Source organism: Streptomyces sp. MnatMP-M17, from assembly GCF_900091995.1.
Taxonomy (GTDB): Bacteria; Actinomycetota; Actinomycetes; order Streptomycetales; family Streptomycetaceae; genus Streptomyces.
This window is the reverse complement of sequence record NZ_FMDK01000162.1, coordinates 1-8,679: the sequence shown is the minus strand read 5'-3', so window position 1 is coordinate 8,679 and position 8,679 is coordinate 1. Positions and strand designations below refer to the sequence as shown.

Annotated in this window: 8 protein-coding genes; 6 read left to right on the top strand and 2 right to left on the bottom strand. The window is 65.5% G+C overall.

Features of this window, described 5'->3' with window-relative positions; all coding sequences use genetic code 11:
• The 4 genes from GA0115259_RS08355 to GA0115259_RS08345 form a co-directional block, all read left to right on the top strand.
• On the top strand, window positions 1–1,268 hold a 1,268-nt coding region (locus GA0115259_RS08355; protein ID WP_141716491.1), incomplete at its 5' end, for a tetratricopeptide repeat protein.
• A gap of 238 nt (window positions 1,269–1,506) precedes the next feature.
• Window positions 1,507–2,217 carry a hypothetical protein gene (locus GA0115259_RS39565; protein ID WP_141716490.1) on the top strand — a complete coding sequence of 237 codons (711 nt, stop codon included), beginning with the start codon at window positions 1,507–1,509 and terminating at the stop codon, window positions 2,215–2,217.
• A gap of 1,010 nt (window positions 2,218–3,227) precedes the next feature.
• Entirely contained in the window at window positions 3,228–4,322 is a 1,095-nt protein-coding gene (locus GA0115259_RS08350) for a helix-turn-helix domain-containing protein (RefSeq protein ID WP_093593117.1), read from the top strand.
• A 225-nt stretch (window positions 4,323–4,547) separates the two neighbouring features.
• Window positions 4,548–5,045 (top strand): hypothetical protein, encoded by a 498-nt coding sequence (locus GA0115259_RS08345; RefSeq protein ID WP_093593114.1) that lies wholly within the window; start codon window positions 4,548–4,550, stop codon window positions 5,043–5,045.
• 148 nt (window positions 5,046–5,193) lie between these two features.
• On the opposite strand, the gene GA0115259_RS08340 is transcribed toward GA0115259_RS08345, so the two are convergent.
• A complete protein-coding gene (locus tag GA0115259_RS08340; RefSeq protein ID WP_093593111.1) occupies window positions 5,194–5,484 on the bottom strand; it encodes a hypothetical protein in 291 nt (96 codons plus the stop codon).
• On the opposite strand from GA0115259_RS08340, the gene GA0115259_RS08335 reads away from it, so the two are divergent.
• Both GA0115259_RS08335 and GA0115259_RS08330 read left to right on the top strand, forming a co-directional pair.
• Window positions 5,468–5,695, top strand: a complete 228-nt coding sequence (locus GA0115259_RS08335) for a hypothetical protein (RefSeq protein WP_141716489.1) — start codon at window positions 5,468–5,470, stop codon at window positions 5,693–5,695. The genes GA0115259_RS08340 and GA0115259_RS08335 overlap by 17 nt on opposite strands.
• A 289-nt stretch (window positions 5,696–5,984) precedes the next feature.
• Window positions 5,985–6,836 (top strand): hypothetical protein, encoded by an 852-nt coding sequence (locus tag GA0115259_RS08330; protein WP_141716488.1) that lies wholly within the window; start codon window positions 5,985–5,987, stop codon window positions 6,834–6,836.
• A gap of 635 nt (window positions 6,837–7,471) precedes the next feature.
• Here GA0115259_RS08330 and GA0115259_RS08325 read toward each other — a convergent pair.
• The coding region (locus GA0115259_RS08325; RefSeq protein WP_141716487.1) for a tetratricopeptide repeat protein at window positions 7,472–8,679 on the bottom strand (1,208 nt) is incomplete at its 5' end.

Sequence of the window (8,679 nt, the reverse complement as noted above, 5' to 3'; positions counted from 1 at the left end):
CGTATGCCGATCTTCCCTCCGAGGCAGCGGCGGCCGTCCGCCGGCTCGGTCTCCTGCCCGCCCGTACGTTCGGCCCGGACGTGGTGGCCGCGGTATGCGCGGTGGACCGTGCGGAGGGGACGCGGCTGCTGGAGATCCTCCTGTCAGCCAGCCTCGTCCAGGATGTGCGGGCCGACGACGAACGTGACGGGCCGCTGACGTGCGGTTTCCACGATGTGATCGGCGACCTGGCCCAGGACCGGGCGGGCGAGGAGCCGCAGGAGGTACGCGACGAGGTACTCCGCCGGTGGGTGGAGTGGCACCTGCGCGCCGCGACCGAAGCCGAGGCACGGCTGACGCCAAGCCACCGAACCATGCCGCGCAGCTATCGCTACATCGTCACCGACCTGGAACTCTTCGCCCAGGACAGCGAGCAGACGGTGGTGGAGTGGCTGGACCGCCACCGTGCCGACCTGCTCGCGGCGGTGGACGTGGCCGTCGCAGCGGGCTGGGACGAGTTGTCCTCGCAGATTGCGGACGCGATGTGGCCCCTGTTCCTGCGCCGCCGTCACAACGAGGACCTCGTGGCCGTCCACGAGAAGACCCTTCCCGCGGCCGAGCGGGCCGGGGACCTCCGCATGATGCGCAGGATGCTCACCACGCTGGGCGGCGGGCTGCGCAGTCTCGGCCGGTACGACGAGGCCCTCGAACGGTATGACCAGGCCCTGGCCGGCGCGCGCCGGGACGGCGACCGGCTGGACGAGGCCCAGGCGCTGGACGGTATCGGTGAAGTGCACCGCCAGGCCGGCCGGACCGGCCAGGCAGTCGCTCCGCTGACCCAGGCACTCGCCATCCGCGAGGAGATCGGCTACACCAGGGGAGCCGCGCTCACCCGGCTCCGCCTCGGCGAGATCGCCGACGACAACGAAGAGTGGCACGACGCGCTGACGTATCTCGTGCGGGCCCGCGCCGAACTCCTCGCCGTGCCCGACCCCTACGACGCCGCCCGCGCGCTGGCCGTCCTGGGCCGCGTGTACACGCGCAGCGGCCACTACACCGCAGGTGTAGCGCAACTGCACCAGGCTGAGGACGAGTTCGCCGAGGCCGGGTCGCACCACTGGCAGGCCCGCGCCCGCGAATGGACCGGCGCCGCCGCCTACAACGAGGGCCGGACCGCTGAAGCACGCGACCACCTCACCGCAGCGCGCGAGATGTACGAGCACGTCCACAGCACCCGCGACATCGCGCGGATCGACCAGCATCTGCTCGCCCTCGACGGGGAGGCCTGACTCCGGGTCACACGCTCTACTGCCGGACCATCGCCGACCCTCCTCACTTTGACCGTCTGTCCGAGGAACTCCGTCCCGGCCCGACCGCGGCGCAAGGCCCGACTGACAAAAAATTCACATATTTCCACAGCAGGCGATTTTCCCGCCACCGAATCAAACAGAACAGGTTCTGATTATGCTTCCCAAATGGACTGAATCCCCTGCCCCCGTTGCCCAGGGGGCCGCCTACACGGCAGTCGTGCAGCGCCGGATCGTGCACCAGATTGCCGAAATCCACGATGTTCAGCTGGCGGTTGCGTCGGTTGTCATACGTCCCATGCTGCACGAACTGATCGCATCCGCATCCTGGGAATCCGCCAATTCCTCCGGGACATACCGACTGTCCGACGGGCAATGCCATTGGTTCTACTGGCACCGTAATGGCGCGTCGCTGGAGGTCAAGTATTACGACGCCGGCCATTCCGAATTCTCCTGCCCTGTCGGAGGAGAACTCGCGCCGCCGGTGGGGGCCACATGGCTGCCGCACTTCCTGGACAGTGATCCGCCCCCGCCGGGTAGCTCTACCAGTTGGCGCCCGGTACTGCGCACGGCATCAAAACTTCCGCTTACGCTCCTCAAGCCCGGCATCAAGTACTACGCCCGACACAGCCTCGGGGTCAGCGACTTGGGCCCCGACACATTCGCCGTTGCTTTCTTCGCTATGGCGGCAGAAGCAGAGGCCGTCCACAGCAAATGGAAAGGGTTGCCCGGCCCTCAGCACATCAGGGACAGCACCGGCCTGTTGTGGGAACTTTCGCCGCCTCCACAAGGCAGCTCGAAGCCTGCCGTCACGGGAGTCCTGCCACGACGAGGAAGGCCTGCGGACAACCATTCCGAGCAGCGGGCACGCAGAATGCCAGGGTCTTCGACCGCGGCCTCCGGCCGTCGTCCCACGAGAAGGCCGTTCTGAATTAAGCGGACGGACGGGCCGCAGCCCCGGGAAAGCGCCGCTCTGATGCGCAAAACGGAAGCCGGCCAGGACATGACCCTTCAGCGGTGAGACCCATAGCGTCAGCAAGGTGCTGTCCCTACTGGTATCGAAGTGAAACGAAGCGCGTGACCGGAGCGGCACCGCCCTTGTGGGCACATCAGAAAGAGGCGGTCAGGGGTCTGACGGGGGAGCGGCGGAGCGGGTCCCCCGGACCCTGCCGCCGCGGTGCCATCGGCCGCCCGGTACACCTGGGGCGGCTCGGATGGAGCACACGGTCACCGCGCCGACCACCCTGGCAGGGGTGGTGGCCTTCCCCCGGGGCTCTTCGGGCGGAGCACGCCAGCAGCTCCGTCCAGGGAGCGGCGCCTGCTGTTCGAGGGATCGCCAGGCCGCCGCACGGCCGTGTTCGAGCTGGTCACCCATCGCAGAAGTCCTCTCAGAACCGGCAGGTTCTGCAACAGGCTTCTGAGAGACCGATCTTCTGACCTGCGGTGAGTGTTCAAGATCCTTCTCAACGCCAACGGCTGTACGCCTGTACCCGGACGCCGTGGACACGCTGAGGGCGCGGCCGGAAGGCAATAGGCCCGCGTGTCCAAGCAGAGCCCCCTCAAGGGAATCCCGCTGCTGGCCAAGGGGGCAGCGCGACGATGCCGCCGTCGTACTGGCTCGCGTTGTCCGCTCTGCCGGTTCGTTCGCGGCGCGACGCGTACAGCTCTCTCAAAGCGCCGAGCCCGAGCCGCCCCCCACACGACCCCTGATAGCACATCAATTACAACGATAAGGAGCAGACATGCGTGGTTTTGGACCGGTCTCCCTGCGGATCTATATCCATCACATGCTCTACGTTCCCCCTTCGGCAAGAGCAAGAGAGCTTCCGGGGGTCCTCCGGCCGGATACCGTGCCGGCAGAGACGGGAGCTGGCCTGGTCCCCTGTCTCACCCGTACTGGCCACCAGCCCCGCGGAGAAGACGCGCCCTGCGGCGGCCGGAATGACTGAGGCACAGATACTCCTTGCCCGGGAACTCCTTGCCGAGCCCAACAGCACCATCACCGCAGTCGCCGAGCACGTCGGTGTCGCTGTCGCAACGCTCTACAGACACGTGCCCGAACTGAGGGGCTCACGCAAGATCGGCGGCCGCCGCAGCAAGACCATGGAGCAGGCGCAGATCGACCGCGCCCGGGAACTCCTCGCCGCGCCCAACAGCAACGTCCGGGCAGTCGCCAAGGAACTCGGTTTCTCTCTCGCGGCGCTCTACAAACAGGTGCCCGGGCTGAAAGGCTCACGCACACCCGGCTCCGGGCCGGGTGTGACTCCGGAGCAGATCGACCGCGCCCGGGAACTCCTCGCCCAGCCCAACAGCACCCGTCGGGCAGTGGCCAAGGAACTCGGCTTCTCCACGAACACACTTCGCAAGTACCTGGCGGGTGGGAAGGACGCCACACCGCGGAAACGTGACGGCCAGTCCACTGTCAACAAGGGGCTTACAGGGAAAGAAATTATAGATTTCATGGAACAGCGGGCACGCTTGGGGATGACGCCCGCCTCACTTCGGGAGATGGCTGATGCGGTCGGGCTGAGGAGTGCCTCGTCGGTGGAGCACCACCTGAAGAAGCTCGAAGCCGTGGGGCTGGTTTGCAATTCCCCAGGATCCGCGCGGGGCTGGCGCCTCGCAGACCGTCCCGTAAAGGAAGACGGGCTTGTCCGGGCGCCGTTGATGACGGCCGGCCCCGGCCGGAAGGCAGTACAGGCGGGAGGTTCCCTGATTCTCCCTCACCAGCTCGTCGGAAGTGGCGAAAACTACCTCGTACGGATGCCTGATCACAGCATGTCCGGGAGCGGAATATTTCCCGGCGACCTGCTGGCAATTGACGGCCACTGTACGCCGGCGCACCAGGAAGTAGTTGCAGCGGTAATCGACGGAACGCTCACCGCCCGGCGGCTCATTCGGACCGATACCCTTTGGCTCATCCCGGACAATTCTTCGTTTGCGCGCATTTCCGCAACGTATGGCATGATCCTGGGGAAAGCCGTGACGGTCGTTCGTTCACTGGCTGGAAGCATTCCAGCCGATGGCGAAAGCTGAAAAGGCAGCGAGACGGAAAGGGAGAGAAAGGTAGGGATGCCGGCGAGGCTGCGATGGAGCGAAATCGGCGAGAAAAGCAAAAGCGGCTGGACGGTGCGCTGGAATCCCTGCGCCCCGGGTCAATGATGAAGGGGGCAAAGAATGCAGTGCAAGGGAAACCAAGGGATCTCAAGGCGAGTTCTATTGCGTCCCGAAGTTACTCTCGACGATGTCGAGGATACTGCGATGGATCTGGGATGGTTGCCTCTCGGGGTTCGCTCAGATACCGATGACACACCTTTCGAGGAGATTTGGCTCGACGAGGAGTTCGATGTCCAGATTCGGTATGTAGAGGACCTCGCGCTCGATCTGGATTATCTGATCCTTGAAGGTCCAGACATTATCGCCGTAGAAAGGAAGGTGTACAGCTCATTCCTTGTTCATTCTCGGGGGGATGTGATGGACGAGCTGCGGGCGGCGTCAGCGCGCGAAGCGCGCATTGCATCTGTATATCGAGCGGCCGTGCTTGGCGGAGAGCAGGAAGATCCGGATCTTTTCGGGATCATGACTCGTCTGGCAAACGATCCGGAGCGGGATATTCGGCACGCGGTAATCGTGGCCGGTGCTTATCTTGAGTGGCTGTGCTTCCGCCCTCTCCTGGATCGGTTGCGAGAAAATGATCCCGAGGAATCTGTGCGTCGGGATGCAGGAACAGTGCTCGATGCTCTGGATGGTGATCGCTGAAAATGCCCGGCCGGTTAAATGCCGCGCAGGCGACGTGCGGGTGCTGATGGATACTCTCGTGCACGGACCCGGTCTGCACGACAGCACCCGCGGCTTGGATCGGGTAGGCACGTCGCTGGAGTTCAGGGGCTACGACGCCGGCCACCCCTCACAACTCCTGCCCGGTCGAAGACACCGTCAGGCGGCGCGCGAGCAGCAAGACGACAGACACATCGGACAGCCCCGAAACGCGGCGCGAAGACTCCGCCTGACGACCCGCCTGGATGATCCCGACGTACAGGAAGAACGCCCGGAAGGCTGGCGTCATCACGGCGGCGGCGCTCCGGCTGCGCCCTCGCGGGCGCCCCACGGTCAGCGTCAGGCCGTAATGACGGCAGGGAGCGGCGGAGAGATAGGCGAGGAGGATGGTTCTCGTGGCACGGATGATCTGGTCAGCCACGATGGAGGAACTCGTGGTGACGGCCGCCGCCGTCATCGTGCTCACCGCGGCGCGACGCCCGCTGTGGGAGTGCCTGGTCGCCGTCGCACTGATGAGGACTCTGCCGCACCTCTACTACGGGCTGTCGGCACTGGCACTGATCCCCATGGGCATCGGCTGCGCCGGCTTGCCGATTCCAGCCTCCTGGGTGCCGCAAACGCCGTGCCCGTGAGCAGGACGGGGAACAGTGGCCGGCTCGCCGTGCCCGTCAGCGAAACACGCCACGCCGGATCGCTCACCGTCACCAACTACTCCGACAAGAGGGGATACCGCCCGTGACGCGCCTCCACTTCGATTCGCCCGAGTCTGCCGCGGTGTATCTCCGTCACCGCGGTGTGCCCGTACCCGAGATAGCCAAAGAGCTGAGCGTCACACAGAAATTCGTCCGCGAGGCCGTGACCAGGACAGAAGCCAAGAGGTCAGCGCGCGACGTTCTGCTTTCGACAGTCAACGTGCCGAAAATGGCACGAAAGTACATCCGCGGGCAGAGCCTCCAGCAGCTCTCTGACGAACTTGGCATCTCCGCCCACGATATTGGTCGCCTGCTCCTCGGCCACGGCGTCACCCTGCGCCGCCGCGGCGGTCCACGCCCCCGCTACGCGCCGCCGGCAGTCCACATCAAAAAGCAGACCTACGAGACCGTGGCCGACGTCATCGCCGCTCTCGCCGAGGCAGGCATGGACCTCGCGCAGATCTCCGAGGCCACCGGCCGCTCATGCAGTTATGTCAGCGACCGGCTCGCCGAGGCCGGAATCGAGACCGGGAGGAGCAGGCCCGACAGCCTCGGCATCGACACGGCGCGGCTGGCAGCGGCGTACCGGTCCATACCGTCCTCCGCTGTCCTAGCGGAGATCTTCCACACCAATCCCCGCTCGGTCCTCGTCCGGCTCCGCAAAAGCCACGCACCCATCCGTGCCAGGGGCGGTTACTGGCGTCACCCAGCTGACCAGGACACCACACCGGTCCGGGCTCCGCTGCCACCCAGCCCGTGGGAAGTACGCGACCGGGAAATCCTCAAGCGCTTCCAGCAACGCCGGACCACCTCGCAGATCACACACGAGCTGGGCATCTCCAGCACCGAGGTCGACGCTGCCATCCGGTACCACCGCAGCCCGGACAGAACTTCAGCAGAAATCATCCGCCGGAGCGACGAAGGGGAATCCTCCACGCGCATCGCCGCCCGTATGGGCATACGCATGACAACAGTCATCGACGTCCTGTCCGCTAAGAAGAACAGACAGCGTGGCACCTGCCCGCCGGTCTCCTCGGACAGTTCCTCAGCCAGGTCGGGAAACGGCAAGGGCAGTTCCTGAGACCGCGCGGCCTGCACTTCACAGGGTCATCGGACCGAGAGAAGGACATACCGCAGCTACCCGCCAACGGATAGGACACCGCCGGCATCGCAACGAGCTTTCTCCGAGCGCACCGCCAAGAACAACCTCCACGCGCCGATGACCCCACTCCAGCTCCGCAACCGCACACACGCCGTCGCCTACGCCCTTCGCCAAAGTCTCACCTGACCCCTCATCTCACTTCTTTTCGTGATCTGCCTGACGCTCAAGCGAGAGAAGCCTGTTCCGTGCGTGACCCCAGCCTGATCCGAGACCTCGCCCCCGACACCCCCGCGTCCGGCAAGAAGCCCGTGCCCGCGACGGTGCCTCCGGGTCCCTTCGGTGATCTGTCGTCCTCTGCGGTCTCGGAGATCATCTCAATCGTTGAGAATGCAACGCCGTCCCGAAGGATTCGCGCCGACCGGGTCCGCGGCATCGCTGTCTTCTTCAGGGCCCTGAAGAGGCTGGACGGCGCGACATGGCAGAAGCGATGGGAGGCCAGCGGCCTCAATGATCTCCACGCGCCCCCGGTCCGGGGCACGCTTCCCCCAGACCACCGTCATGGAGTACGAGGCCTTCCTCTGCCACCGGCGATCCCTCCATCCAGGCAATACCCGTCAGGTCGCCTGGGGCTCAAAGTCCCAGTACGGCCGGTTGCCGGAGCGGGCTGAGAGGGTGTGGAGATTACCCGGGGTGGTGGCCAGGTCGGAGTTGGCTTCCTGGTCGACGATCTCGGCCTGTTGATGGTCCCCAAGGCTGCGCAAGTCGGCGGCGAGGGCAAAGCGGGCCGAGAGCGTCAGCGGGTGGGCTCGGCCAAGTACTTCGGTGGCCTGGGTGACAATGCTCTGGCCAAGCGCGGCGGCGGACTTGGGGTCACCGATGAGGTTGCGCAGGGCGGTGGCGTTGATGGCGCATCCCAGTGTCCAGGGGTGCTCCGCTCCCACCGCCGTGATCATGGCGGCCAGAGACTGCTCCATGACGGCATGGGCCTGGTCCCCCTCTCCAACGCTCTGCAGCATCAGAGCGTGGTTGGCGCGGACACCTGCGATGAACGGATGCCCTTCGGGGAGCATCGCCTCATAGCGGGCGACAACAAACTCGTCGATCTCCTGCGCCCGGTCGATGTCACCCTGCTCACGCGCGAAGCAGCTTTGCCCGGCTGCGAACATAAGTGTCCACGGGTGGGTCTCGCCCATCACTCGCTCTCCCCGCTCCAGCACGCGGGTGAAGAGTTTCCCCGCCCTTTCACGATCACCACTGCTGTAGTGGCACAAGGCGAGGTTGTGTTCGGCACGCAACGTCTGCGGATTGTCCGGCCCCATGACGATGCGGTACTCACGGACGTTCTTCGCTTGGATCAACTCAGCATTGCGGTAACGGCCGAGCAGACGCTGACCGATCGCATAAGAGACCTCCGAGAAAAGTGCATCGTGCCCTTTCTGCAGCAGCCGACGCGCTTCCATCGTCTCCCGGTCGATCTCAAGAGACTCCGCGTAGCGGCCGAGCAGCCGCAGCGAGACAGCCATGTTGTTGCGCGCGTTGAGGGTGTAAGAGTCCTGTTCGCCGAGGAGGTCGCGGTAGGTCGTGAAGATCCGCTCGGTCAGCTTCAGTGCCTCGACGTAGCGGGCGAGGCCCCACAGGTCCGAGGCGAGACCGGTGGCCGCGCTCAGATAGTCCAGATCCTGCTCCCCGCGCTGTTCGCGCAGGTGGTCGACGGCCGCGCGCTCGATGGCCTCCGTGCGCTCGTAGTCGCCGACCGCGCGCAGCAGGTTGGCGTAGTGGCGGGTGAGCTCCCAGAACCTGGGGTGGTTCTCGCCGAGCAGGG

What these genes read in the sequence shown, in the direction of transcription:
- GA0115259_RS08350 (WP_093593117.1), top strand. Translation starts at nt 3,228, where the DNA reads ATGACTGAGGCACAGATACTCCTTGCCCGGGAACTCCTTGCCGAGCCC.
- GA0115259_RS08335 (WP_141716489.1), top strand. Translation starts at nt 5,468, where the DNA reads ATGATCTGGTCAGCCACGATGGAGGAACTCGTGGTGACGGCCGCCGCC.
- GA0115259_RS08330 (WP_141716488.1), top strand. Translation starts at nt 5,985, where the DNA reads ATGGCACGAAAGTACATCCGCGGGCAGAGCCTCCAGCAGCTCTCTGAC.
- GA0115259_RS08345 (WP_093593114.1), top strand. Translation starts at nt 4,548, where the DNA reads ATGGATCTGGGATGGTTGCCTCTCGGGGTTCGCTCAGATACCGATGAC.